The 24,282-nt window shown below is 74.1% G+C and carries 23 protein-coding genes; 17 read left to right on the top strand and 6 right to left on the bottom strand.

The annotated features are described in order from the left end of the window. Window positions 1-243 precede the first annotated feature (243 nt). Window positions 244-747: a MarR family winged helix-turn-helix transcriptional regulator gene (locus BM414_RS24080; protein ID WP_093581508.1), complete on the bottom strand. Its 504-nt coding sequence runs from the start codon at window positions 745-747 to the stop codon at window positions 244-246. 116 nt (window positions 748-863) lie between these two features. Between BM414_RS24080 and BM414_RS24085 the strand changes: the two genes are divergently transcribed. The 5 genes from BM414_RS24085 (at window position 864) to BM414_RS28700 (ending at window position 5,024) form a co-directional block, all read left to right on the top strand. Beyond that, on the top strand, window positions 864-1,238 hold the full coding sequence (locus BM414_RS24085) for a DoxX family protein (RefSeq protein WP_093581510.1): 375 nt from the start codon (window positions 864-866) through the stop codon (window positions 1,236-1,238). A gap of 41 nt (window positions 1,239-1,279) precedes the next feature. After that, window positions 1,280-2,230, top strand: a complete 951-nt coding sequence (locus tag BM414_RS24090; RefSeq protein WP_093583733.1) for an NADP-dependent oxidoreductase — start codon at window positions 1,280-1,282, stop codon at window positions 2,228-2,230. Between the two features lie 801 nt (window positions 2,231-3,031). After that, window positions 3,032-3,454 carry a DUF6069 family protein gene (locus BM414_RS24095; protein ID WP_093583735.1) on the top strand — a complete coding sequence of 141 codons (423 nt, stop codon included), beginning with the start codon at window positions 3,032-3,034 and terminating at the stop codon, window positions 3,452-3,454. Window positions 3,455-3,684: 230 nt separating this feature from the next. Further along, complete coding sequence (locus tag BM414_RS24100) at window positions 3,685-4,242, top strand: DoxX family protein (RefSeq protein WP_217644914.1); 558 nt, start codon at window positions 3,685-3,687, stop codon at window positions 4,240-4,242. 545 nt (window positions 4,243-4,787) lie between these two features. After that, window positions 4,788-5,024: a hypothetical protein gene (locus BM414_RS28700; RefSeq protein WP_139246021.1), complete on the top strand. Its 237-nt coding sequence runs from the start codon at window positions 4,788-4,790 to the stop codon at window positions 5,022-5,024. 251 nt (window positions 5,025-5,275) lie between these two features. Here BM414_RS28700 and BM414_RS24110 read toward each other — a convergent pair whose 3' ends face one another. Beyond that, window positions 5,276-5,680 (bottom strand): MarR family winged helix-turn-helix transcriptional regulator, encoded by a 405-nt coding sequence (locus tag BM414_RS24110; RefSeq protein ID WP_217644915.1) that lies wholly within the window; start codon window positions 5,678-5,680, stop codon window positions 5,276-5,278. Between the two features lie 213 nt (window positions 5,681-5,893). On the opposite strand from BM414_RS24110, the gene BM414_RS24115 reads away from it, so the two are divergent. The 4 genes from BM414_RS24115 (at window position 5,894) to BM414_RS24130 (ending at window position 10,222) form a co-directional block, all read left to right on the top strand. After that, window positions 5,894-6,796 carry a dioxygenase family protein gene (locus BM414_RS24115; RefSeq protein ID WP_093583741.1) on the top strand — a complete coding sequence of 301 codons (903 nt, stop codon included), beginning with the start codon at window positions 5,894-5,896 and terminating at the stop codon, window positions 6,794-6,796. Window positions 6,797-6,882: 86 nt separating this feature from the next. Continuing rightward, the gene (locus BM414_RS24120; RefSeq protein ID WP_093583743.1) at window positions 6,883-7,746 is read left to right on the top strand and encodes an SDR family oxidoreductase; all 864 of its coding nucleotides are present in this window, start codon (window positions 6,883-6,885) and stop codon (window positions 7,744-7,746) included. An 82-nt stretch (window positions 7,747-7,828) separates the two neighbouring features. Beyond that, window positions 7,829-8,410, top strand: a complete 582-nt coding sequence (locus tag BM414_RS24125; protein ID WP_093583745.1) for a DUF2218 domain-containing protein — start codon at window positions 7,829-7,831, stop codon at window positions 8,408-8,410. A gap of 609 nt (window positions 8,411-9,019) precedes the next feature. Next, window positions 9,020-10,222, top strand: a complete 1,203-nt coding sequence (locus tag BM414_RS24130) for a tyrosine-type recombinase/integrase (protein ID WP_093583747.1) — start codon at window positions 9,020-9,022, stop codon at window positions 10,220-10,222. Between the two features lie 253 nt (window positions 10,223-10,475). Here the strand turns inward: BM414_RS24130 and BM414_RS24135 are convergent, their stop codons facing one another. Continuing rightward, window positions 10,476-12,176, bottom strand: coding sequence for an FAD-dependent monooxygenase (locus BM414_RS24135; RefSeq protein ID WP_175551775.1), 1,701 nt, complete (start codon window positions 12,174-12,176; stop codon window positions 10,476-10,478). Between the two features lie 5 nt (window positions 12,177-12,181). Beyond that, window positions 12,182-12,970, bottom strand: coding sequence for an SDR family oxidoreductase (locus tag BM414_RS24140; protein ID WP_093583750.1), 789 nt, complete (start codon window positions 12,968-12,970; stop codon window positions 12,182-12,184). A gap of 152 nt (window positions 12,971-13,122) precedes the next feature. Here BM414_RS24140 and BM414_RS24145 point away from each other — a divergent pair, with 152 nt between their 5' ends. Beyond that, window positions 13,123-13,560 (top strand): GNAT family N-acetyltransferase, encoded by a 438-nt coding sequence (locus BM414_RS24145; protein WP_093583752.1) that lies wholly within the window; start codon window positions 13,123-13,125, stop codon window positions 13,558-13,560. On the opposite strand, the gene BM414_RS24150 is transcribed toward BM414_RS24145, so the two are convergent. Next, window positions 13,521-16,811, bottom strand: coding sequence for an ATP-binding protein (locus BM414_RS24150; RefSeq protein WP_093583754.1), 3,291 nt, complete (start codon window positions 16,809-16,811; stop codon window positions 13,521-13,523). The genes BM414_RS24145 and BM414_RS24150 overlap by 40 nt on opposite strands. A gap of 212 nt (window positions 16,812-17,023) precedes the next feature. On the opposite strand from BM414_RS24150, the gene BM414_RS24155 reads away from it, so the two are divergent. From BM414_RS24155 to BM414_RS24185, 7 genes are read left to right on the top strand one after another with little or no spacing between them, the layout of a single operon-like run. After that, a complete protein-coding gene (locus BM414_RS24155) occupies window positions 17,024-17,485 on the top strand; it encodes a hypothetical protein (protein ID WP_093583756.1) in 462 nt (153 codons plus the stop codon). A gap of 9 nt (window positions 17,486-17,494) precedes the next feature. Continuing rightward, window positions 17,495-18,052 carry a hypothetical protein gene (locus tag BM414_RS24160; RefSeq protein ID WP_093583758.1) on the top strand — a complete coding sequence of 186 codons (558 nt, stop codon included), beginning with the start codon at window positions 17,495-17,497 and terminating at the stop codon, window positions 18,050-18,052. A 40-nt stretch (window positions 18,053-18,092) separates the two neighbouring features. Further along, entirely contained in the window at window positions 18,093-19,355 is a 1,263-nt protein-coding gene (locus BM414_RS24165) for an FAD-dependent oxidoreductase (RefSeq protein ID WP_093583760.1), read from the top strand. Continuing rightward, window positions 19,352-20,260, top strand: a complete 909-nt coding sequence (locus BM414_RS24170; RefSeq protein ID WP_093583762.1) for a CPBP family intramembrane glutamic endopeptidase — start codon at window positions 19,352-19,354, stop codon at window positions 20,258-20,260. The genes BM414_RS24165 and BM414_RS24170 overlap by 4 nt, the downstream gene beginning before the upstream one ends. Next, the gene (locus BM414_RS24175) at window positions 20,257-21,687 is read left to right on the top strand and encodes an alpha/beta hydrolase fold domain-containing protein (RefSeq protein ID WP_093583764.1); all 1,431 of its coding nucleotides are present in this window, start codon (window positions 20,257-20,259) and stop codon (window positions 21,685-21,687) included. Before BM414_RS24170 ends, BM414_RS24175 begins: the two co-directional genes overlap by 4 nt. Before the next feature lie 11 nt (window positions 21,688-21,698). Beyond that, window positions 21,699-22,163 carry a tryptophan-rich sensory protein gene (locus BM414_RS24180; RefSeq protein WP_175551776.1) on the top strand — a complete coding sequence of 155 codons (465 nt, stop codon included), beginning with the start codon at window positions 21,699-21,701 and terminating at the stop codon, window positions 22,161-22,163. A gap of 54 nt (window positions 22,164-22,217) precedes the next feature. Beyond that, complete coding sequence (locus BM414_RS24185; protein ID WP_245784957.1) at window positions 22,218-22,604, top strand: tyrosine-type recombinase/integrase; 387 nt, start codon at window positions 22,218-22,220, stop codon at window positions 22,602-22,604. A gap of 543 nt (window positions 22,605-23,147) precedes the next feature. On the opposite strand, the gene BM414_RS24190 is transcribed toward BM414_RS24185, so the two are convergent. Beyond that, the gene (locus BM414_RS24190; RefSeq protein WP_093583770.1) at window positions 23,148-24,116 is read right to left on the bottom strand and encodes an NAD-dependent epimerase/dehydratase family protein; all 969 of its coding nucleotides are present in this window, start codon (window positions 24,114-24,116) and stop codon (window positions 23,148-23,150) included. Window positions 24,117-24,282 lie beyond the last annotated feature (166 nt).

Below are 24,282 nucleotides of genomic sequence, written 5' to 3' on the forward strand. Positions count from 1 at the left end.
GACCTCGCGGTCATCGCGGTCGTCACCGGGGTGATCGGACTCGTCCGGTTCGCCGCGTTGCGCTGGCTGTTCCGCCCGCCCGTCCTGGCCTGACCCGCTGCGCAACCCCGCCGATCCGCCCCGGCCCGGGCTCGCCGGGCCGCCGGTCCCTGACCGCGCCGCCGCCCGTGGGGTCCGGCATCGGATCGACGCGGTCGGAGCGGGGTCGCACCGTTCATCCTGAAGGGTGCGGCGGTCGGGACGTCAGGCGGTGCCGGGCGCCGGCAGGGTCGGGAAGCTGCCCTCGGGCTGGACGACCTGGCGGATCCGGGTGGCGATCTCGTGCAGCTGGCGGACCTGGGTCCTGGTCAGCGGGTCGAGGACCAGGCGGCGCACCTCGGCGACGTGCCCGGGGGCGGTGGCCACGACCTTCTCCCAGCCGGTGTCGGTGAGGACGGCGAGGGTGGCGCGGCCGTCGTCGGGATCGGGCCGGCGGGTGACCCAGCCGCGCTTCTCGAGGCGGTCGACGGTCCGGGAGAGCCGGGTCAGCGAGCCGTTGGCCAGGGCGGCGACCTCGCTCATCCGCCGGGTGCGCTCCGGGGACATGGAGAGCATGGCCATGACCTGGTACTCGAAGTGGCTGACGCCGGCGTCGCGCTGCAGCTGCGCGTCGATGGCGTCGGGCAGCCAGACGGCCATCGCCAGGACGGCCAGCCAGGTGTCCTGTTCCTCCGCGTTCAGCCACCGCGGCTCGTCGACAGTGCCCACGACATCGCTCCTCGTTCGACCCGGCGGACGACCCGCCCGCCGAGATACTTGACGGAACAAGTGACTGCTCATATGGTTGCTTGCGTCGGCAAGTAAACCATGCGAGGAGTCAGAACGTGAACGTCGTCTTGTGGATCGTCGCCGGGGTGCTCGCCGCGGTCTTCCTGGGTTCGGGGCTGAGCAAGCTCGCGCAGCCGCGGAAGAAGATTGTGGATTCCGGCATGGGCTGGGCCGAGGACTTCAGCGACGGCGCGGTCAAGGCCATCGGTGCGCTGGAGGTCCTCGGCGCGCTGGGCCTGATCCTGCCCGCGGTGTTCGACGTCGCTCCGGTGCTCGTGCCGATCGCGGCCGTGGGCCTGGCCCTCGTCATGGCCGGCGCTGCCGTCGTGCACGCCCGCCGCAAGGAGACGCCGATGGTCGTCGCCAACCTCGTGCTCCTCGCCCTGGCCGTCTTCGTCGCCTGGGGCCGCTTCGGCCCGTACGCCTTCTAGTCCCTCCCCGTCCCCGCACCGCGTCCAGAGGAGTCCCCGTCATGCGCGCACTGCACGTCCCCGCCGCCGGTGAGCAGCCCCAGATCTCCGACATCCCCACCCCCGAGCCGACCGAGGGCACGGTCCTCGTCCGGGTCAAGGCCGCCGGCCTCAACCCCATCGACAACGCCGTCGCCGCCGGCTTCCTGACCCAGATGGGCCTGCCGCACGAGTATCCGGTCGTCATCGGCCGCGACGCCGCCGGTGTCGTGGAGGCCGTCGGGGCCGGGGTCGACCACGTCGCCGTCGGCGACGAGGTGCTCGGTCACGTGCTGCTCGCCCCGCCGATCTCGGCCGGCACGCTCGCGGAGTACGCGCTGCTGCCGGCCGTCACGGTCACGCCCAAGCCCGCCGGCCTGGACTTCACCAAGGCCGCCGCCATCCCGCTGGCCGGCGCGGCCGCCGTGCAGTCCATCGACGCGATCGACCCTCAGCCCGGGCAGACCGTCCTGGTTAACGGCGCCTCCGGCGGCGTCGGCTCCTTCGCCGTGCAGCTGCTGGCCGCCCGCGGCGTCACCGTGGTGGCCACCGGCACGGCCGCCGACAACGAGCGGCTGACCGCGCTCGGCGCCTCCCGCGTGATCGACCACACCGCCGGCCCGGTGGCCGAGCAGGTCCGCGCGGCCTACCCCGACGGCGTCGACGCTCTGGTCAGCCTGCACGGCATGGATCCCTCCGGCACCCCGATCGCGGCCGTGCGCGCCGGCGGCAAGGTGGCCGGCGTCGCGGCGGTGCCCGACGAGGCCACCCTCGCCGCCGCTGGGCTCACCGGCACCTCGGTGATGGCCACCCCTCTGAGGGAGGTCGTCGGCCCGCTGGCCGAGCGGGCTGCGGCCGGTGAGCTGCGGGTCTCCGTCGCCGGCGTCCTGCCCCTCGAGCAGGCCCCCGAGGGCCTTGGCCGGCTCGCCACCGGCGGCGCCGGCGGCAAGCTCGTCGTCACCCTGCAGGACTGACCGCAGCCGTCGCCCGGGTGGGGGCGGCACGACCGCGAGGCGTGTCGCCCCACGCCCGGGTGACGGGCACGTCCGACCCGCGGCCGGCCGCCCGCCCGGGAGCAGGCCGGCGGCGGACGCCCCGCCCGGCGACCCGTTCCGCCCACCCCGGTCGCCATCTCCCGCGCGGTGGCCGCGCTGACGGACCGGTTGTCCAGCTGGGCATGCCGACACGGACCCCGTCGCGGTGCCGACGCTGAGCGGCGGCCCCGCCTCCTGTGGGAGGGCGTCCTCGTCATCGAGTCGGGGGCGATGACCCGTAGCCCGACCGTCCTCCGTCGGCCCGAGCTGGCCGACCACACCGCGGCCTTCGAGGAACGGGCTACCGATGCCGTCGCGCGCGGTGGCGTCGACGCGCTGATCGACCACCGACGCAGGGGTCCTGGCCCCGACGTCTCCCACGCCACCCCGGAGCACTTCGTGCCCCTGCTGCTGACCGTGGGCGCCCGCACCACCGCCGGACGGGCGACGACCTCCGGCGTGGACGGGACGCGGTTCGACGACTCCATCGCTCTCCGCAGGTGGTCCGACGGGTCCACCGGCTCTCGTGCCGCCCGGCGGAGCCGCGGCCTCCCGCCACCGCGGTCCGCGGCGGCGGGGCGAGGCCGACGCGTCGGTCGGGTGCCTCCTCCTCTTGCTCCGGAGTGGACAGGACTGCTGCGCAGTTACTTGACGCGGCAACTGACAGTCCGTAAGATTCACTTGCGACATCAAGTGACCCGATGTCATCGGGCCCCCCTGTACACCACCAGGAGCACAGCCATGAGCACGGACACTCTCGCCCCGACCACCACGCAGTCGACCTGGCGCCGGGCGGCCGCCGCGGTCGTCGTCGTCACGATCGCGGCGTCGGTGGCGAACCTGGTCATCGCCCTGGTCGCGCAGGCCGCCGGCGCGGACACCGCCGACTACCGGGGCCTGCAGCCCGCGTCCTACATCTCCCTCACGTTCCTCGGCGTCGTGGCCGGTGTCCTGGCCTGGATCGCCGTGCGTGCCAAGGCCGACCGGCCCGCCGTGGTCCTCGGGCGCCTGGTCCCGGCGGTCGTGCTCGTCAGCCTGCTCGCCGACGTGGCCGTCGGGATCAGCGTGGGCTGGACCGGCGCGATCGCGCTGGGGCTCATGCACGTCGCCGTCGCTGCGATCGCCGTCCCCGTCTTCCACCGCGCCCTGCCCCTGGCCCGCTGAGACCGGCGGCCGGCCGACATCCCCGCATGTCGGAGCCGCAGCGCCGCCCCGACCGGAGGCGTCGCGATCGCCGGCCGGCTTCGGCGTGCACGATGCGCACGACCCGCGCATCGTGGGGCTCGCCGTCGCCTGCGCCCGCCAGTGACGCAGCAGGGCGTCACCGCACTGCTCGAGGCGGCCTGGTCCGGCAGACCGCCCGGTACCCGCACGGTGAACCCGCAGGAGGACTCGTGAGCGTTGCACGTCTGGGATTCCGGCTCCTCGTCGGTGGACTGTTCGTCGGCCACGGCACGCAGAAGCTCTTCGGCTGGTTCGGCGGCCCGGGGCGGGCCGGCACCGAGGGGATGATGGAGGCGCTGCAGATGCGGCCTGCGAAGGTGCACGCCACGCTGGCCGGGATCACCGAGACCGCCGGCGGTGCGCTGCTCGCCGCCGGGTTGGCAACGCCGGTGGCGGCCTCCGCGCTCACCGGTGTGATGACGACCTCCATCCGCAAGGTCCACCTGCCCAACGGGCCGTGGAACGCCAACGGCGGGTGGGAGTACAACGCCGTCCTCATCGGTGCGGTGACGGCGCTGGCCGAGACCGGGCCAGGGGACCTCTCCCTGGACAGCCTGCTGGGCATCGAGCGAAGGGGTCCGGCCGTGGCGCTCGCCGCGCTGGGCGCCGGTGTGGCCACGTCGTTCCTCGCGGTGGCGGTCGCAGGCCGCGGGCGCCCAGGCGTCACCTCCAGCCCGTCCGCACCCCCGCAGGACTCCGCCGGGGACCCCACTACCGCAGGCGCCTAAGTCGAGCGGGTGAGACGAGACCGGCCCGCGGGCCGCCGTTCCCCGCAGCCCGACGAGCGCCGACGACGACACCGTCGGCACCGGCGTCGCGGAAGCCGCGGGACCGTGCGTGACGACGGTGGGGTCGCGGCCCAGCGGGGTGACCGGTCCCGCGGCCTGCTCCGGTCCGGGGGAGCAGGCTCGCGCCGGGAGGAGGGGCGGTGACACGCGACGACCCCCCGGCCGGTCACCGTGCGGGCCAGGCGGGCAGAGCCGGGTCGTCAAAGCCGGTCAGGCGGCCCCGTGCGCCCGGGGATCCTCCCCGCGAGGACGTCGCGAGCCGGGTGTCGGCCTACGTGTACGGCAATGTCCTCGTGATGGCTGCGCTCATCGCCCTGCACCCCGACGAGCTACGGGGACCCAGGGGTGTCACATACCTGCTCGGTGTCGGGATCTCGACCTACGTGGCGCACGCGGTGGGAGAGGCCGTCGGATCGAGGGTCCGCGAGGGCCGGACGCTGGACCGAACGGCACTCCGGCACGAGCTCCGGGCTGCACTGCCCATCGTGACGTCCGCCGGTGCGCCCGTCCTGGTGCTGGTCCTGGCGTGGACGGACCTGGTCGACGCCGACCTGGCGCTCGTCCTGGCACTCGCGCTGGTCGACGTCCGCCTGGCCCTGCTGGGGTCGGTGGTGGCGTGGGTGTCCGGGGAGCGCAGTTCGAGGCGGGTGTTCCTGGCCGGGTTCGCGCTCGCGGTCATCGCCGCCGGCGCGGCCCTCCTCAAGTGGCAGCTGACGCACTGAGCGACGCTGCTCGCCTGTCCGGGTGGTGGTGGGCCCGGCCCGCCATCGCCGACGGTGGTGCGGACGAGGGATCCGGGGACGTCCCCGGTCTGGGCCGCTGACGGGGCCGTCGATGCCGCGGAGGTGCCCGTGCCGGATCCGGCGGGTGTCGACCCTGGTCGCCGACCGCGGCGGGGGGCATGGGGGAGGGGCTCTCAATCGGAGCGCGCTGCCGTCCGGCCTCGCGTCGAGGTCGCCGCTGCGGCGGCTGGCTAGCGGCGCCGCGGCGGCTCGTCGTGGCGGGTGTTGGTCGCGGCCATGGCCCCCGTCGGGTCCAGTCGGGCCAGGAGGGCGTCCGCGATCGCGGCGAGCTGGTCGAGTTGCTCGGCGGTGAGGGCGTCGACGACGTGGTGCCGCACGGTGGCCACGTGCTGGGCGGCCGCGTGCTGCACCTTCGCCCACCCTGCCTCGGTGAGCCGGGCGTTGGTCGCCCGACGGTCCTCGGAGCAGGGAAAGCGCTCCACGAGGCCCCGGCTCTCGAGTCGGGTCACGACGTGTGAGAGCCGCGGCAGCGTGGCGGCGATCCGCCGGGCGACCTCCGTCATGCGGAGGGTCCGCGCAGGCGTCTCGGACAGCATGGCCAGGACGTGGTACTCGAACGTCGTTGACGTCGGCATCCCGGCGGATCTGCGCGTCCACCGTGGCGGGAAGCAGTTCCAGTACGGCCCGCAGGCGGACCCAGGCGCGCAGCTGCCGTCGGTCGAGCCAGGGAGCGTCCACGGTCACGTCCTCACGAGAAGTACTTGCTTGAGCAAGTACATCGTGGCACAGTACAGGTTGTCGCTACAACAATCTGCTCGCTCTTGCGCCGCCCGCCCGAGGAGTCCGCCATGACCACGCCCGTTCCCACCACGACCGCGCTGGCGGACGCCCGCATCCCGGCCGGGCACCTCTTCGCCCGGCACCTGCGCCGCGTGGCCGCCTCGGAGCCGCACCGGGCGTGGACGCCGGAGGACGGGCCGCTGCCCAGCCTCTACCTGTCCCACGGCGGCGGCCCCATGCCCTTCGAGCGCCCGGAGTGGCTCGACCCGCTGTACGGATGGGCCCGCTCGCTGCCCAAGCCGAGGGCGATCCTGGTCGTCTCCGCGCACTGGGAGTCCGCGCCGCTGTCGGTCAGCGCCACCCGGCCGGCCGAGCTGGTCTACGACTTCGGCGGCTTCGACCCGGTGTACCACGCGTTCCGCTACGACACCCCCGACGCCGGTGAGCTCGCCCGCGACGTGGTGGGACTCCTCCCCGACACCGAGCACGTGCACCAGCACGCCAGCCGCGGCCTCGACCACGGCTCCTGGGTGCCGCTGAAGATCATGTACCCCGAGGCCGACGTCCCGGTGCTGCAGCTCTCCCTGCCCACGGAGGACCCGGACCGGCTGCTGGGGATCGGCGAGCGGCTGCGCCCGCTGCGTGAGCAGGGTGTGCTGGTGGTCGGCTCGGGCCACATGACCCACGGCCTGCCGTTCCTCACCCGCGAGATGCTCACCGAGAACAAGGTGCCCGGCTGGTCGTCGGACTTCGACGGCTGGGCCGCGGACGCGCTGGCCCGCGGTGACGTCGCCGAGCTCGCCCGCTACCGCAGCGCAGCTCCGGGCCTGCGCTACGCCCACCCGACGGTGGAGCACTTCACCCCGCTGTTCGTGGCCCTGGGCGCGGCCACCGACCCCACCGCGCCGGTGGTCACCGCCCTGGACGGCTACAGCTTCGGGCTGTCCCGGCGGTCGTTCCAGGCGGCCTGACTCCGCCTCGACCGCCACCTGCAGCCGGCCACCACCACGCACCTCCTCGACGTCTCGTCGAGGGAAAGCGAAGGGGAAGCACCCGCATGTCCATCTCCGTCACCGGAGCCACCGGGCACCTGGGCCGCCTGGCCGTGGAGGCCCTCCTGGCACGCGGCGTGCCGGCCGCCGAGATCGTCGCCATCGGCCGCCGCATCGAGACGCTCGCCGACCTGGCCGACCGCGGCGTCGTCGTCCGCCGCGCCGACTACACCGACCCCGAGGCCCTGCGCGCCGCGTTCGCCGGCGCGGAGAAGCTGCTGCTGGTCTCCGGCAGCGAGATCGGCCAGCGGCTGCCCCAGCACCGCAACGCCATCGCCGCCGCGAAGGAGGCCGGGGTGCGGCTGATCGCCTACACCAGCGTCGCCCGCGCCGACAGCTCCAGCCTGGGCATCGCCGCGGAGCACCGGGCCACCGAGCAGCTCCTGGCCGAGTCCGGGATCCCGCACGTGGTCCTGCGCAACGGCTGGTACACCGAGAACTACACCGGCCAGCTGGGCAGCTACCTGCAGAACGGCATCGTCGGTTCCGCCGGTGAGGGCCGGATCAGCGCCGCCACGCGGGCCGACTACGCCGAGGCGGCCGCCGCCGTCCTGACCGAGGACGGGCACGCGGGCGCGGTCTACGAGCTCGGGGGCGAGGCGTTCACGATGTCCGGGCTCGCCGCCACCGTGTCCGCGGTCACCGGTGCCGCCGTCGGCTACACCGACGTGCCCTCCGCGCAGTTCGCCCAGATCCTCGAGGGCGCGGGCCTGCCCGCGCCGGTCGCGAGCATGTTCGCCGAGATCGACCGCTCCGTGGCCGCCGGGGACCTCCATGTCGAGGGCGACGACCTCGAGAAGCTCATCGGGCGGGCTCCGACGTCGCTGGCGGACGCCGTCGCCGCGGCGCACGCCCAGCCGCAGGCTTGACGCCGTGCCGCGCCCGTGGCGGGTGGCGGCCGATCGGTGGTGACCAGGGCCCCGCCTCCCCAGGAGGCGAGGCCCGGGTCACGTGGGGCGCCGGCCCGAAGCGCGTCAGCGTGAGGCCACCGACGCCCTCCCGCGCCAAGACGTCGACGCGCTGATCGACTACCGCACCAAGGGCCGGGGCGCCGCCGTCGCCCACCCGACCGCCGACCACTTCGTACCCACCTTGCTCACCCTCGGGGCGGGCACCACGCCCGGGCAGTCCGTGACCACTGCCTTCGACGGCATCTGGCACGGCAACTCGATCCGCTCGATCAGGCGGCCTGACCGGAGCCCCCGGCCGCCCGACTCCAGACAGGAGGCACCGATGACCACCTTCTCCTCGCGCGCCGACGTGCGCACCGATGCCCCGGCCCGCTACGCCAAGCAGTTGGTCTCGCACCTGAGCCGCAAGGTCCCGTTCACCGAGGACGCCGAGGGCGCCTGGACGACGCTCGTCGGGGACGCCCGCGGCCGGATCATCATCGGCGACGACGTACTCACGTTGCGCGCCGAGGCGCCCGACGTCGAGATGTTGGACCGCATCGAGCACGCCCTCGGAAGCCGCCTCGAGCGTTTCGGTGCGCGTGCCGGCCTGACGGTCACCTGGCACCGCGACACCCACTGACAGCGGACGTACCGGACACGGGGTTCGCCCAGCCCGGGTCCGGGCCGAGCCGCGCCCGGCCGCATCGCACCACCCACCTACTGAGGAGGACTCCGCCGTGATCGTCAACGCGATCACCTGGCACTCCATCACCCCAGGCCTCGTCGGTGGACATCTCGGCGACGGCCCTCTCCGGAGATGGCGACTCCAGTCCTGGCCGAGACGTCGGTGAGGATCGTGGGCGCATCCGACGGCGGTGGAGGCCGTGTGGCGGGACGGCGTGTCGTCGGACCGCAGGCCGGCCGGCCCCATCCGGTTTCGCACCCGTCATGGTCCGGCCAGCCGCCGGGGGGCGAAGGCCTGAGCGGCCTCGCGCCGACACGGATCGAGATCTGACGCGTCCCCTGTGCCACGTCTCCGCGCGACCACTGGAGGAGGACTGGAGGACGCGGAACGACGCTCCGAGCCGCAGGACTCCGTCGTCACCGCACGTGCTCCACAGGCTGTCCGCCCGTCCACAGATCTCTGCTTCAGCAGTGATGGGCCTTCCATCTCCAGTAGGCCGTCGTCGGGGCGACTCCCGCGGCGACATGCCGGGTCCCTCGACGAGCAGCGACGAGGAGGCGGTCGATGGCCGGGCCACGGCGACGTCAGAAGGGCGACGGCGGGATCAGCGAGTACCGGACGAGGTCCGGCCCTCGGTTCCTGATCAAGTTCGCGGTGACCCGTGAGGACGGCACGACACGGGTCGTCCTCACGCGCGGATTCGCGAGCCGGAGAGAGGCCGGCGCGGTCCTGCGGGCGGAGATCCGCAAGGCCGAGCTGGGGGAGTGGGTCGAGCCGTCCAAGCAGCGCCTTGACGCCTACCTCGCCGAGTGGATCCAGACGCAACGCCTCAGCCCCTCAACACGGGCGTCCTACTTGAAGAACATCCGCCTGCACATCGACCCCCACCTGGGGGCACACCGGGTCGTCCGCCTGACAGGACCCATGATCGACACCTGGATGCGGACGCTGGAAGCAGACGGCCGCGCCGACGGCCGTGGCGGTCTCTCCGCCCGGACGGTGCGCTACGTGTTCACCATCCTGCGGTCGGCCCTGGGTGACGCGGTCACGCAGGGCCGACTCGCGGTGAACCCGACCGACAGGTCCACCCCACCGACTCCGGCGCAGGCCCGCCCTCCCGAGATGCAGGCATGGACGGCGCCGGAGCTCGCCCGTTTCCTCCGCTGGGCCGACGCCCACGACGCCGACGTGGCCATGGGCTGGCGGCTGCTCGCGGCCACCGGCATGCGGCGTGGGGAGGCCCTCGCCCTGCGCTGGCGCGCCGTCCACCTGGTCGCCGAACGGATCGCGGTGCGCCGCAGCGTCGGCACGGTCAAGCGCAAGGGCGCTGGCGAGGAGTTGGTCGAGGGGCCGACCAAGACCGGTCAGTCGCGCGTCGTCGACCTCGACGCGGGCACGGTCGCGGCGCTGCGCACCTACCGCGAGGCTCGGGCGCGGGCCTCCCCAGACCTGGTCCGCGACACCGCACTGGTGCTGAGCACCCTCGACGGCACCCACCTCCACCCGGAGCGGTTCTCCCGACGCTTCACCGCGCAGGTCCTCCGAGCCCGCAAGGCACCGGGAGAGGACCAGGTGCCGGCGATCCGGCTGCACGACCTCCGCCACACCCACGCCACCTTGCTGCTGGCCGACGGCGTGCCGGTCAAGGTCGTGTCCGAACGACTGGGGCATGCGAGCGCCACGATCACGCTCACCGTCTACCAGCACGTGCACCCAGGCATGGGCCGCCAGGCCGCCGACCGCTTCGCCGCCCTGCTCGCGGGCTGACCGGGTGCGATAGGTGTCAAATAGGTATCACGAAGCCCTTGTGCCCCTGAGACGGAGCCGCCCCGGGCCTCTGACCTGCAGAGACACCGGGGCGATGCTGTGTCCGAGGGGCGACTCGCCACATTCGCACACGACCTCCGGTCCTCGCTTCGCAAGGCGTTCAGGTGGAGGTGGTCCGGCCGGACTCGAGACAGCGGCCTCGCGCAGCGGGGCCTCGGCTGCGTACCGGCCCCGGACGTCGACACCGACGAGGTCACGCGGGTGCGTACAGCCTGAACATCGAGCCGAGGTGGTCGAGCACGGGTTGAGCGGTGGCAGGCTGGCTGCGGAAGGCGACGTAGCCGTCGGGTCGCACCAGGTACAGCGATTCGGCCGCGGCTGCATAGCGCTGGTGGGCGTCGCGGTCCGGGTCGAGAACCACGTCGACGTCGTCCAGGTGCTCGGGCCTCCGGTCGCCGGGGACCACGATCCAGGCGCGGACGTCGTCGCCGAGGGCGGCGCGCACCCGCCGGGCGGTCGCGGCCATCCGCCGGTATCCGGCGTCGGTCGCGGCGGGACCGTCGAACAGCAGCAGCGTGGAGTGCGTGCCCCGGAAGAGGTCGAAGAGGCGCGTCGGCGCGCCGTTGCCGCCGGAACGCACCTCGGCGTCCGGTGCACGGTCGCCGGCGCGCGGGCCGTGCCGGAAGCGGACGGCGTCGACCACGCCGGCCGCCTCCCCGTCACCGGTGTGCTCTCCGGTGGCCGCCTCGCCGGCCAGCGAGCAGCCCCGGTAGCCCACACGGAGTTCTGCCACGCCGTCGAGGAGCCGGTTGCGGACGACTGCCAGCCGCAAGGCCGGCACGAGGACGCGGTTCCGGAGGAAGGTCATGGCGGGGTGGGGGGAGAAGAAGGCGCTGTGGCCGAGGTCGCTGCTGGTGAGGACCGCGCGGGCGACCGGCATCCGCTCCTCCTGGTACGTGTCCAGGAGGGCGTGGCCCGCCCGTCCTCGGAGGACGGCGTCGAGCTTCCAGCCGAGGTTGTAGGCGTCCTGGATGCCGGTGTTCATGCCCTGCCCGCCGGCGGGGCTGTGGACGTGGGCGGCGTCGCCGGCCAGCAGCACCCGGCCTGCCCGGTAGCGGTCCACGATGGCGACGCGGGGGCTGAAGTCGGACAGCCACGTGGCGTCGTGCAGCCGCACGTGCCCGAAGCCGCGTTCGGCGAACAGGCGCTGGAACAGCTCCAGGGACGCCGTCTCGAGGTTCCCGGAGGCGTCGGGCCGGACACTGGCCTGCACCTGCCAGGTCCCGCTCCCGTCGAGCGGATCGGCGGCCAGGTACCCGTCGTCGTCGAACCAGGCGAAGGACGAGCCGTCGGCCGGCAGGCCCTCGATCCGGACGTCGCCGAGGACGAAGTGCTCCTCGTGGCTCGCGCCGCGCATCGCGATGCCGGTCAGTGTCCGCACCCGGCTGCTCCCGCCGTCAGAGCCGACCACGAAGGCGGCCCGGATCTCCTCGGGCGCGCCGGTGGTGGAGTCGACGACCGTGCCGGTGACACCGTCGGCATCCTGGTCGATGCCGACCAGCTCGCGGCCGAGCTCCACGGTGCCGCCGAGCGCCGCCAGCCGGTCCCTCAGCACCTGCTCGGTCCGCCACTGCGGCAGCACGACCAGGTTCGGGTACGGGACCCCGGGCTGCGGTGGGCGTGCGGGGAGGTCCAGGTCCAGGGCGAGCCGCCCGCCTGAGTACAGGCGCACGTGGTGGTGGGTCCGGCCGGCGGCGAGGGCGGCCCCGGCGATCCCCAGGTCGTCGAAGACCTCGAGGCTGCGCGGTTGCAGGCCCTTGCCCCGGGACCGGGTGTGGTGCGTCGCGGCCCGGTCGACGACCCGGCAGTCGACGCCGCGGCGGCGCAGGTCGCAGGCCAGCGTGAGCCCGGTCGGGCCGGCGCCGACGACGAGGACGTCCGTGTCGGTGGTCACGGTGGTCACCGGGCCTGGAGCCGGTGCGAGGGCCGGCTGTCGAGGAACTCCCGCCAGGTGCGACCACCGGCGGGGTTGCCGGGGACGAGGTTCGCGCCGGCCCGCAGGGCGGCGGCGGACGCGCCCGGCACAGTGACTTCCAGGACCGGCCGTCGACGCGGTGTCCCGCGGAGGCGGTCCCGGACGAGGTCGACCACGGAGAACACCTCCGGTCCGCCCAGGTCGGGCAGCCTGCCTGCCGGCCCCGACGCCACGGCGCCGGCCAGTCGCCGGGCGACCTCGTCCACGTCGATGGACTGGACCCGCCACCCGCGCGGCACGGGGATGACCGGGAGAGCGGTCAGGCGGTCGAGCAGCTGCAGCACGAACGGGTGGAACTGCGTGGTGCGCAGGACGGTCCACGGCAGCCCGGAGCGGATGACCGCCTGCTCGGCGGCCTGCTTGGACCGGTAGTACTCCGTCGGGATGCGGTCGATCCCGGCGATGGAGACGTGGACGACGTGCGGTCGGCCGGCGTCGCGCGCGGCCTCCAACAGCCGCGCCGTCCCCTCCACGTCGACCGCCCGGGACCTCCGCGGGTCCGTGGCGCAGTGCACGATCGCGGACGTCCCGGCCACCGCCTCGGCGAGGCCGAATCCGGTGCGCAGGTCCGCTACGAACACGCCGGCGTCGGGCACCGGCGGTGCGGCCGCGCTGCGGCTCAGGATCCGCACCGTGTGGCCGTCGGCCGCCAGGGCACGGACCACGCGGCGCCCGAGCTGTCCGGTGCCGCCGGTGACGAGCACGCTGGTCATCGCACATCCCCTTCGTCAGGCTGGGTTGTCGGGGAAAGCGTCGCCGCCGGGCCTTGACGGTCGGTTGCCTCGGCGCACGGGCGCGGCGTCAAACAGGCGTCAAGGGCGGCCTGCGCACCCTCGGCCGACAGTCGAACGGGCCGGGAGGGGCGATGACGGCGACACCACGCGGTTCACCGGCCGGGATCGTCTTCCGGCGGCTCGACGCGGACCCCGAGCGCCGACGGGCCGCACGGCTGCTGCCGGACTGCGGTCTCGACGACCACGACTCGGCCTGCGTCTGGTACGGCCTGTGCGACCTGACCGCGACGGAGGACGCCTGCCTCGCAGGGGTGGCGGTGGTCCGCTCCGTCGGACGGGCCACGGCCCGGTTGTGCGGTCTCGCCGTGGCGGCGGCCTACCGGGACCCTTCCCTCGGACGCCGGCTGGTGTGCGAGGTCGCCGATGCACTGCGGGCGTCGGGCGTCGAGGAGCTCACCGCCCCGCCGGCCCCCGACCGCCGGGTCGCCGCGCTGCTCGCCCGGACCGGTTTCGTCCCGTGCGAGCAGGATCAGACGTCCGGGGCGGGGTGGTCGCAGCTCCCGCTGTGACGGCAGATCGCGGCCGTGTGGCAGGTCTCGAGGGCGCGACGCACCAGCATGACGGACCCCTGCTCGCGCGCGACGGCGACTGCCCGCCGGAGAGCGCCGTGGGCCTCCTCGGACCGCGGTGGCGTCAGCGCGGCCAGGCACAGCGCCCGCAGGCGGTGCAACTCGGACTCGTAGGAGCGCTCACCGGTGCGCGCGACCCGGGCCAGCGCGTCGTCGAGCAGGCGCAGCGCCTCGACGGGCTGGTCATCGCACAGGTGCGCCTCGGCGAGCAGGCCGAGGCCCCACCCGACCAGGTGCTGCGTGCCGCCGGCCTCGACCCGCGCGAGGTGCCCGCGAAGGGCGGGGATCGCGGACGCCGGATCACCCTCGATCGCGTGCACCCAGCTCGACACCACCGCCGCGTACCCGGCCGGCCAGGGCAGGTGCCAGCGCTCCACCAGCTCCAGGACCTCGGTGGCCCACGCGCGCGCCGCCGGAGCGTCGCGGCGCATGGCGGAGACGAGGGCAGCTCCGGTGAGCGTGAGGGCCTGCGCGAAGGGGGTCCCGGCGCGTGACTCCCCGACGGCCGTCGCCAGCAGCTCGATCCCCGCGTCCGGCTCGTCGAGGGACGTCAGAACCGCGGCCAGCTGCAACTGCAGCACGATCCTCGGCGGCAGGAATTCGCGGCCGTCAACCGGATCGGCCATCTGCAGGCCCTGCTCGAGGTGGTCCCTGGCGGCGGCCAGCCGGCCCTGGGACCACAGGGTGCGACCCAGGGCCAGGTGACTCACGACGACGGCGGCCGGGTCGTCGCTGTTCCTGGCGATATCGAGCATGACCTCGGCCAGGTTGGCGGCGACCGCGTGGTCGGCCCGGGCGAAGGCCACCTCGTACAGGCTGCGGTTGGCGGCCAGCAGGGCCGTGGTGTCGCCGAGATGGTCGGCCAGCTCACGGGCTCGGGTGAAGTGGACCCGTGCGTGCTGGCAGCCGCTGCCGTGCAGCTGGACGAGCAACGTGCCGAGACGCATGTGGACGGCCAGCTCGGAGGCGCTGCGCCCGGTGGTCGGCGCCGCGGTGGCCAGGAGGTCGAGGCTGCGGCGCAGCTGCTGCTCGGCCTCCTCGTGGGCGAAGGTGTCGAGGCACAGCTCCGCCGCCGCGATGACGTGGGGGATCGCCTGCTCGGCGCCGACCACCGGTGCGGCCAGCCACCAGTGCTGGGCCAGCTGCAGGACGTGGTCGGCGTCGTCGCCGCGGTGGTCGAGCAGGGCCTGTCCAACGCGGGCGTGCAGCCGGGCCCGGCGGGCGCGGCTGATCTCGCCGTAGATGGCCTCGCGGATCAGCGCGTGTGCGAAACGGAAACGGCCCACCGTCGCGGGGTCCTCGACGACCAGGCCGGCGGACACGGTCAGCTCCACGGCGGCGAGCGCGTCGTCGTCGTCCACCCCGGTCACGGCGCGGACGACGTCGAGGTCGAACTCCTGACCGATCACCGCCGCGACCAGCAGCACGGTGCGGGTCTGGTCGGGGAGCCGGCTCAGGCGTCGGCGGAGGACGTCGCGTACGCCGGCGGGGACCTGCTGCGCGACCAGCGCCGCCGCCTCGCCCGGAGTCCGCTCCGGCCAGCCGCTGGTGCCGAGCAGGCGCAGCACCTCGAGGACGAAGAACGGGTTGCCGCCGGTGCGGTCGCTGACCAGCCGCGCCAGCTCGTCGTCGGGGTCCGTGCCGGCGTGCGACGCCATGACCCGGGCCACGTCGGCGACCTCCAGTCCGGCCAGCTCCAGCCGGTCCACCGGCGCCGTGCGGGCCAGCTCGGCGAGGGTGTCGGCGAGCGGCTCCCCGGCGTCGAGGTCCCGGTCCCGGTACGTCGCCAGCACCACGACGGGTGCGTCGGCCAGCGTCGTGGCGAGGTGACTCAGCAGCCGGTGGGAGGCGACGTCCGCCCATTGCAGGTCGTCGAGGACCACCAGCAGGCGTCGGCCGGAGGCCAGGTCCTTCAGCGCCGCGGTGGCCACCTGGCAGAGCCGGAAGCGGGTCGCCTCGGGGTCGACCACCGGTGCGGGCGGCCGGGAGCTGCCGTCCGCCAGTTCCGGCAGGATGGGCGCCAGCTCGACGGCGGCGGGGCCCAGCCCGGCGCCCGGCACTCCGGGCGTCCCGTCGCCCAGCAGGCTCCGGAGCACCTGCGTCCACGGCCAGAACGGCGGAGCCCCGGCGTCCTGGTCGCTGCGCCCCCAGCCCACCGCCATGCCGGATGCGCGGGCGCGCCGCGCCGCCTCCTCGGCCAGCCTCGTCTTGCCGATCCCGGGCTCGCCGGCCACCAGGACGATCCGCCCCCGGCCGGTCGCCGTCCCGGCCAGCGCCTCGTCGACCACCCGCAGGTCCGCGTCGCGTCCGACCAGGCCGCTGAGCGCGGCAACGACGTCCGCGGCCTCGACGGCGGCGCACGACACGCCCTGCGTCGGGGCGGGAGCCGCCCCTGGGGTGCTCCCGTCGTCGGCGGCAGCCACCGTCCAGTCCAGGCTCGGGGCCTGGCGGAGGACGTCCCGTTCGAGGTCGCGGAGCGCCTGGCCGGGGTCCAGGCCGAGCTCCTCGCGCAGCTGCACGCGGAACAGCTGGTAGCTCTGCAGGGCCTCGGCCTGCCGCCCGCAGCGGTAGAGGGCGGTCATGCGCAGACCCTGGAGGCGCTCCCGAAACGGGTGCTCACCGGTCAGCTGCTCGAGCTCGGCGACGATCCGGGCGTGCCGGCCGATGCGGAGCTCGGCGCTCAGCCGGTCCTCCAGCGCGGTCAGCCGGAGGTCCTCCAACCGGGCCCGCTCGGCCCGGACGAACGGGGCATCGGCGAAGTCGGCCAGGACCGGCCCGCGCCACAGTCCGAGTGCCGCCTCCAGCGTCTCCGCCGCGCGCGGTGCCTCCCCCTGGTGCAGGAGGTCGTGTCCGGCCCGCGCGAGGGTCTCGAAGCGCGCGGCGTCGAGGTCGTCGGGGCCCACCACGATGCGGTAGCCCGGCGCCTGGTTCACGATCACCGTCGCGGGCGCCCCGGGTGCGCGCTGCGGTTCCAGCAGCCGGCGCAGGTGGGAGACGTACGCCTGCACCGAGGCGAGGGCCTGCGGCGGCGCGTGCGGGCCCCACAGCTCCTCGACCAGCCGGTCGAGCGGGACCACCGTGCCGGCATGGAGCAGCAGGATCGCGAGGACGGCGCGCTGCTTGGGCCGCCCGAGGGCCAGCGGCCGCCCCGCGTCGAGGACCTGCAGCGGTCCGAGGACGTTGAACTGCACCGCACACCTGCCTCTCCGGCGCCCGCCGTGCTCGCCGTCGGGCCATCCTGCCCCGCGGCGGCCCGATCCCGGCCCCCTGTCGTCGCCGCGTTCCGGGTGCCGTCAAGCGGATGCCCCGGATCCGTCAAGGGCCGGGCCCGACGGTCTCCCCGGGACGTCGGTGAGCCGGCCCCCGTGCACCGATCGGATCCCTTCCTCTCCCGGAGGCCCGCATGCGTCTCGCCGTCAAGCTGCTGCTGGGGTGGTTCGCCCTCTTCGGGCTGGTGATCGGCCTGTGGCAGGCCGTCTTCCCGGCGTCCTTCTACGCCGACTTCCCAGGGATGGGACACCACTGGGTCAGCCCGGACGGTCCCTACAACGAGCACCTGCTCCGCGACGTCGGCCTGGGCAACCTCGCCGTCGGGACGGTCGCGCTCGTCGCGCTGCTCACCGGGGTGGTCTGGGTCGCCCGCGCCGCCGGCCTGGCCGTCGTCGTGGTGGACCTGCCGCACCAGCTCTACCACCAGGCGCACGTGTCGGTGCTCCCGACCGTCACCGACCAGGTCCTCCAGTCGATCTCGCTGGCCGCGGTCAGCCTCGCCGCCGTCGCACTGCTGGTCCTGACCTCCCGGCTGCCCGTCGCCCCGACGGCACCGCCGGCCGACTCCCGCGCACCCGCGCCGACCCGCCTCTAGGAGGACGTCATGGACATCGCGCAGCTCCTCGCCGACTTCGGCGACTGGGCGTTCGACCGCCACGCCAACCCGCTGAGCTGGTACATCAGGCCGCTGTTCCTCATCCCGCTGGCCTGGTTCGCCCACCGGCGCAGCGGCTGGGGCATCGCCGGCACCCTGGTCGCGCTGGCCACCAGCATCTTCTGGTTCCCGGCGCCCACCCAGCCGGATCCGCAGATCCTGGAGTTCCTCGACTTCGAGCGGGAGTGGATCACCGGCACCTGGGACCTCGAGAAGTTCGCGCAGGCGACGCTCGCACCCCTGGCACTGACCGCTTACTGCCTGGCCTTCTGGCGGCGGTCGGTGGTCTGGGGCCTGGTGCTCCTGAACGCCATGGCCGGCGGGAAGCTGCTGTGGGGCGTCGTCGTCGGCGACGGCGCCGGATGGGCGATGACCGTGCCCGGGCTGGTCGGCCTGCTGATCTGCGACGCCGCCGTCCTCTGGGGGCTGCGGCGGTTCCGGGTGCGCCGGCCGCAACCGGCGGGGGAGACGTCGGCTCCGCCCGTCCTGTCGTCGAGTTCCTCCTGACCGCCCGCTCCGCCCATCCCCGATCTCGAAGGACGACACCATGAACACCCGGGATCTCCCCGCGACGACGACCGTCTGCATCGCCGGATGTGGCCCTGCCGGGGCGGTGCTCGGGCTCCTCCTCGGCCGCGCCGGCATCGACGTCGTCGTCCTCGAGAAGCACGCGGACTTCCTGCGCGACTTCCGCGGCGACACGGTGCACGCCTCGACGATGCAGGTGCTCGCGAAACTCGACCTGCTGCAGGGGTTCGAGGAGCTGCCGCAGCAGCGCACGACCAGCATCTCGCGGATGACCGACGACGGGTTCGTCACGCTCGGCGACTTCACCCGGCTCCCAGGTCGCTTCCAGTGCCTGTCGATGGTGCCGCAGTACGAGTTGCTCGACTTCCTCACCACCGAGGCCGCGCGGTCCTCCTCCTTCGCCCTGCACCGGCAGGTGGAGGTGGTGGGGCTGATCGAGGAGAACGGCACGGTGACCGGGGTCCGCTACCGGCGGACGGACGGCTCCGAGCGGGAGCTGCGTGCACTGCTCACGGTCGCCGCCGACGGACGCTCCTCCGCGGTGCGACGGGCGGCGGACATGTCCCCGGTCGAGTTCGGCGCCCCGATGGACGTGCTCTGGTACCCCCTGCCCAAGGGCCCGGGGGATCCGGGGACGTCCTTCGCCCGGCTGGTGCCCGGCCGGTTGCTCCCGATGATCGACCGGGGCAGCTACTGGCAGGGCGCCTACACCATGCCGAAGGGCACGGTCGCGTCGCTCCGGGCGGCGGGCATCGAGGCACTCCGGGCGGACCTGGCGCGCGCCATGCCCTTCCTGGCCGACCGACTCGAGGGTGCCCTCCGCAGCTGGGACGACACCGGCTTCCTGGAGGTCCGGGTCAACCGGCTGCGCCGCTGGTACCGGCCGGGACTGCTGTGCATCGGTGACGCCGCCCACGCCATGTCCCCCGTCGCGGGCGTCGGGATCAACCTCGCCGTCCAGGACGCGGTGGCCGCCGCCAACGCCCTGGTCCTCCCCCTGCGCAGAGGTGCGGTGACACCGCGGGACCTCCGGCGGGTGCAGCGCCGCCGCGACCTCCCCACCCGGGTCACCCAGCTGGTGCAGCGCGGCGTCCAGCGACAGATGTTCGGCGCCGCCGGAGACCCGGTCCCGGCGCGAGGGGTCCCCGTGCCGTTGCGCGTCATGTCGCGGGTGCCACCGATGCTGCGGCTGTTCTCCCGCTTCATGGCCGTCGGGATCCGCAACGAGCACGTGGCCTTCCCGGCGCAGGCGGTGCCCGCGGCGGCCGGGAGTCCACGGTGAGTGCGCCCGTCGCGCCGGAGCGCCGGCTGGCCGGGATCATCCGCCGGCACCCCGTCGCGAGCTTCCTGGCCTGGTCCTTCCCCGTCGGGCAGGCAATCGCCTTCCAGCCCGTCGTCGCGCGCGCGTGGTGGGACGTCGACCTGCCCACGGCTCCGTTCGTCGTCCTGGCCAACCTGGTCGGCCTGCTGCTGCCGGCGCTGGTGATCACCCGCGTCGTCGACGGGCGGGCGGGGGTGCGCGCGCTGCGGAGGCGCGCGGTCCGGGTGCGGTTGCCCCTGCGCTGGTACGGCCTGGCCCTGGTCGTCGTCCCGGTGGCCACCACGGCGGTGGCCGTGGCCCTGCTCGGGTCGCCGGAGGTCACCGGCTGGGCGCTCGCCTCGGCCCTGGTGTGGGGACTGCTGGTCCAGCTGCTGCTGGGGTTCCTCACCACCAACTGGGCGGAGGAGGTCGCCTGGACGGGCTTCCTCCAGACCCGCCTGCAGGACCGGCACGGGCCGGTCAGAGCCGCACTGGCCACCGGGCCGCTGTTCGCGCTGCAGCACGCCTCCCTGGCGGCCGGCAACGGCTGGCTCGGTGGGGCGGCCGTCCTGCTGTTCGTCACCGCGACGTCGATCCCGTTCCGCTTCCTGCAGGGCTGGGTCGCCAACCGGACCGGCAGCCTGCTCGTCGTCGGCCTGGTCCACGCGGCGGGGAACGCGACGACCGACGGCAGCGGGTTCGGCGGTCCCGGCCTGCTGCCCCGGCTCTACCTCGACGACGCGGTGGGCCCGGTGCACCTGGTGGCCAGCGCGGTCCTGGGCCTGGTCGTCCTGGCCGCCACCCGCGGCCGGCTGGGTCACCGGGCTCCCACGCCCGAGGTGGGCGCCGTGCGCGCGACCGGCCCCGTCCCGGCGGGGCGACGGTGACCGGCACGGCGCTCTACCGCCTGGTCAGCCGCGGGCTCCCGCGGTTGCCCTTCTCGCTGAACGTCGGGATCCAGCGGCTGGGGCGGATGCCCCGTCCGGGCAAGACGCTGCGGGCCGGTCGGCAGGTGGAGACGCGGACCGCGGGCGGGGTGCCTGTCTCGTGGCTGGACCCCGCGCTGGCCGACCGCGGCGTGCTGGTCTATGTGCACGGCGGGTCGTACGTGACCGGGCCGGTGGCCCGGCAGTGGCGCTGGTTGAGCGAGCTCAGCGCGGAGCTGTCAATGGCGGCCGTCATGGTCGATTACCGGCTGGCGCCCGAGCACCCGCACCCGGCGGCGCTGGACGACGTCGTCACCGCCCTGCGGGCCCTGGTGTCGGCCCGGGTGCTCCGACCGGGCCGCTGGGCGCTGGCGGGGGACAGCGCCGGGGGCGCCCTGGCCCTCGCCGCGACCCAGACCCTGGTCGCCGACGGGAGTCCCCTGCCCGCGGCGCTCGTGCTCATGGCGCCGTGGGTCGACCTGGCCCTCGCCAATCCACAGATCCCCGGGACCGAGCCGGACGACCCGGTGCTCAGCCGCCGGTTCCTGCAGCCGTCGGCCGCGGCCTACGCCGGCCGGACCCCGCTGGCCGACCACCGGCTGTCGCCGCTGCGGAGCGACCTGGCCGGACTCCCGCCCGTGCACATCACCGCGGGGACCCGCGACATCCTCGTCCACGACGTCCGCCTGCTGCGACAGCGACTCCTGGACGCGGGCGTGGCCGTCGACTTCCTCGAGGAGCCCGGCGCACTGCACGCGTACCCCATCCTCGGCGCCGGCCCCGCAGCCGATCGGGCAGTGGCCGCGCAGGCCGCCTTCCTCCGCGAGGACCTGGAGCCCGAACGGCCGTCCCCTGTTCCGTCCCGCAACGCCCCTCCACCTTCGAAGGAGAACGCCATGTCCAAGCGACTGTCCGCCCACGTCGACATCGGGGCGACGCCCGAGCGGGTGTGGGAGGTGCTCACCGATCTCGCCGCGTACCCGGAGTGGAACCCGTTCATCGTCCGGGCGGAGGGAGCCGTCGGCCCGGGCCGTCGGCTCACGCTGACGATGCAGCCGGTCGGCGGGCGGGCGATGACCCTGCGCCCCCGCCTGATGGAGGTCGCCGCCGACCGCGTGCTGCGGTGGCGCGGCAGGCTGGGCCTGCCCGGGCTGATGGACGCCGAGCACACGTTCGGGCTGCAGCCGCAGTCCGGTGGCACCCGGCTGGTCCAGTCGGAGACCTTCCGGGGGATCCTCGTCCCGTTCGTGGCTGCGTCGCTGGACCGGAGCACCCTGCCCGCCTTCGTGGCGATGAACGAGGCGCTCAAGAGGCGGGCGGAGGAGCCCGCCTCCACCGGAGCGCGTACCGGCGCGAGCGCCGACGGCTCGGGGTCGGGCACGTCATGAGGCGGCGATGCGTGCTCCAGGCGAGCGCCTGCGCGGGCGGGGCCGCCGTCGCCGGGAACGCCTTCATCGGGAAGCCGGCGATGGCCTGGTTCCGGGGCCTCACCGCGCCCCGCTGGCAGTTGCCGATGCCTGCCTTCCTGAGCGTGGGCGCGGCGTACTACGGGGTCGTCGGCTACGTGCTGGCACGGAGCATGGACCGTCGCGACGCCCGGAGCACCGCATGGAGCCTGGCGGTGCTCGTGGGCAACGAGGCCTGGAACGGTGTCTTCTTCGGCCGGCGGAGCACTCGTGCTGGCTTCGTCGGCCTGTGCTCGTTCTTGCTCCCTCTCGCGGCGCTGCAGCGGTCGGTCGCGGGTGACACGCGCGCGCGGCGCGTCCTGGCCCCGTACACGGCCTACGTCCTCCTCTACGACCTGCCGTGGACCTACCGGCTGTGGCGCCTGAACCCGACGAGGTCCTCCGGCACCAGGGACTGACTGGCCGGTCCCGGCACGGCGTCGAGGCGCGGGCGTGCGCCGGGACGGGCGCGGGTGGTCGACACCGGCATCGTGGCCGCGCTCTGGACCTCCCGCGCCGCGCGGGCTGAGGTGACCGTCGAACTCGTCCGGGACTCCGCGCTCGTCCTCGGCGGGATCGACGGCAGGCACCAGCGCCCCGAACGGTCCTCCCGCCGCTTCACCACCCGGGTGACGCGGGCCGGGAAGGCGCTGGGGAAGCACCTGTCGCCGGTGATCCGGCTGCACGACCTCCGGCACACCCACGCCACCCTGCTGCTCGCCGACGGCGTGCCGGTGAAGGTTGTCTCCGAGCGCCTCGGGCACGCGAGCGCCACCATCACGCTCACCGTCTACCAGCACGTGCACCCCGGCATGGGCCGCGAGGCCGCCGACCGCTTCGCGGCACTGCTCGACGGCTGATCCGGCCGCCGAGTATCAAACCCGTATCACGGAGCCGTTCGGACCCCGGACATGGAAGCGCCCCGGGCTCCTGACCTGCAGGAACGCCGGGGCGATCGTGTGTCCGAGGGGCGACACGCTACATACGCACACGGTTGCGACGGGGTGACGAGTGACCAGTTGACGACCTCGCCGCTCGAGACATCCGGGGCCCTCCTCCGCGTGCATGCCCGCGTGGGAGGCCCAGCCGGGCTCGGGTCGCACCCAGGACGAGCAGGCCGAGAACTGCGAAGGCGAAGATGTGCAGCGGTCCGGGACTCACCGGCGATCCGCGTGATGATCAGGGTCGGCAGCAGGCCGACCGGGTTGCTGGCGAGTACGAACGGCGTGTGATTGCGACGTCGATGCCGTTCACGTGACAGACCACCAGGATGAAGGCGATGGCTTGACCGACCGTGAAGAACCACAGGAGCGAGGCTGTGACCGGGTGGCGCCGAACCAGTTCAGGCAGCCTGCATGCCCGATTCCGGGACGGCGGGATGTTCCCCGGAGCGCGGATGGTCGTCATCGTCCGATCGCTGTCAGGGGTCGGCTCGGGGTTCTCGTGTACCACTGCAGGGTCGCGTCGATGCCATCGGCGTAGGAGGTGACCTGGCCGGGGCCGACGGCCGTGCGGTAGGCGGTGGCATCGACGCTGTGCGGCTGCCGGAACTGGTAGAGCATCTCGGCGCCCTCCTGGAGAACGGGCCAAGCGAGCCCGAGGACGCGGGCGGTGGTCGCACCCAGCCGGAGCACTCGGAGTGGTCGCTGCGCCTGAGCGGACAGCAGGTCGAGAAACCCTCGCGCCGTGGTCGGTGCCGGGGTCGGGAGGTGCCACGACTTGCCGAGAGTCGCCTCGTGCTCGCCTAGGTCGGCCAGACCGTGCGCGAAGTCGTCGATGAACATGGGGCCCAGGGGCTGATCCATGTCGCCGACCCACAGGGCCGGTCCCTTGCCCAGAGCCGGCCTGAACAGGTTGCGACCGAGCACGGACTCCACGGCGGGGCCGTAGAGCTCGGGAGCCCGCCCGATGACGGTCCGCACCCGGCCGCTGGTGTGCGCCGCCAGGACCCGCTCGGCGAGCCACGCGCGCAGCACGCCCTTGTTGCTGACCGGCCGGTAGGGCAGGTCCTCGGTCATCGAGCCGCTGACCCGGCCGTACATCCAGGTGTCGTCGACGAAGACCATCCGCGCGCCGGCGGCGCCCGCACCAGCGAGCACGCCGTCGATGGCCGCCGGAAAGCTCTCCCGCCACTGCATGAACGGGACGTTGACCGCGTTGTAGACCACTCCAGCACCCCGACAGACCTCCTGCATCCGCCGGGCGTCGGTGGCGTCCGCGGCCATGACCTCCACCCCTGCCGGCACCGCCATCCGGCCGCTGCGGTTGACGGCGCGAACCCGCCGGCCACGGCCGACGAGCTCGCGCACCAGCGCGCTACCGGTGCCCCCGCTGGCGCCGACCACCACGTGGACCTTGTCCGCGTCCGTCATGACTGCGTCTCGTGGCAGGCGGTGTGAGCCGGTGCAACACGCGCACCCGTTCGCGCCGGGGAGAAGGACTTCTCGACCATGACGGCCTCCCTAGATACGTCCCCGTGTCGTAGGGCGGAGACTGGCGTGCCATCCGAGGAAACGCAACCGTTTCTTGTACGCTCCG

Origin of the sequence: Geodermatophilus amargosae (genome assembly GCF_900116515.1) — a bacterium.
GTDB lineage: Bacteria > Actinomycetota > Actinomycetes > Mycobacteriales > Geodermatophilaceae > Geodermatophilus > Geodermatophilus amargosae.

Coding starts and splice junctions, on each gene's coding strand:
- BM414_RS24130 (WP_093583747.1), top strand. CDS start 9,020: ATGGCCGGGCCACGGCGACGTCAGAAGGGCGACGGCGGGATCAGCGAG.
- BM414_RS24190 (WP_093583770.1), bottom strand. CDS start 24,116: ATGACGGACGCGGACAAGGTCCACGTGGTGGTCGGCGCCAGCGGGGGC.
- BM414_RS24090 (WP_093583733.1), top strand. CDS start 1,280: ATGCGCGCACTGCACGTCCCCGCCGCCGGTGAGCAGCCCCAGATCTCC.
- BM414_RS24140 (WP_093583750.1), bottom strand. CDS start 12,970: ATGACCAGCGTGCTCGTCACCGGCGGCACCGGACAGCTCGGGCGCCGC.
- BM414_RS24120 (WP_093583743.1), top strand. CDS start 6,883: ATGTCCATCTCCGTCACCGGAGCCACCGGGCACCTGGGCCGCCTGGCC.
- BM414_RS24165 (WP_093583760.1), top strand. CDS start 18,093: ATGAACACCCGGGATCTCCCCGCGACGACGACCGTCTGCATCGCCGGA.
- BM414_RS24155 (WP_093583756.1), top strand. CDS start 17,024: ATGCGTCTCGCCGTCAAGCTGCTGCTGGGGTGGTTCGCCCTCTTCGGG.
- BM414_RS24115 (WP_093583741.1), top strand. CDS start 5,894: ATGACCACGCCCGTTCCCACCACGACCGCGCTGGCGGACGCCCGCATC.
- BM414_RS24110 (WP_217644915.1), bottom strand. CDS start 5,680: ATGCCGACGTCAACGACGTTCGAGTACCACGTCCTGGCCATGCTGTCC.
- BM414_RS24095 (WP_093583735.1), top strand. CDS start 3,032: ATGAGCACGGACACTCTCGCCCCGACCACCACGCAGTCGACCTGGCGC.
- BM414_RS24160 (WP_093583758.1), top strand. CDS start 17,495: ATGGACATCGCGCAGCTCCTCGCCGACTTCGGCGACTGGGCGTTCGAC.
- BM414_RS24145 (WP_093583752.1), top strand. CDS start 13,123: ATGACGGCGACACCACGCGGTTCACCGGCCGGGATCGTCTTCCGGCGG.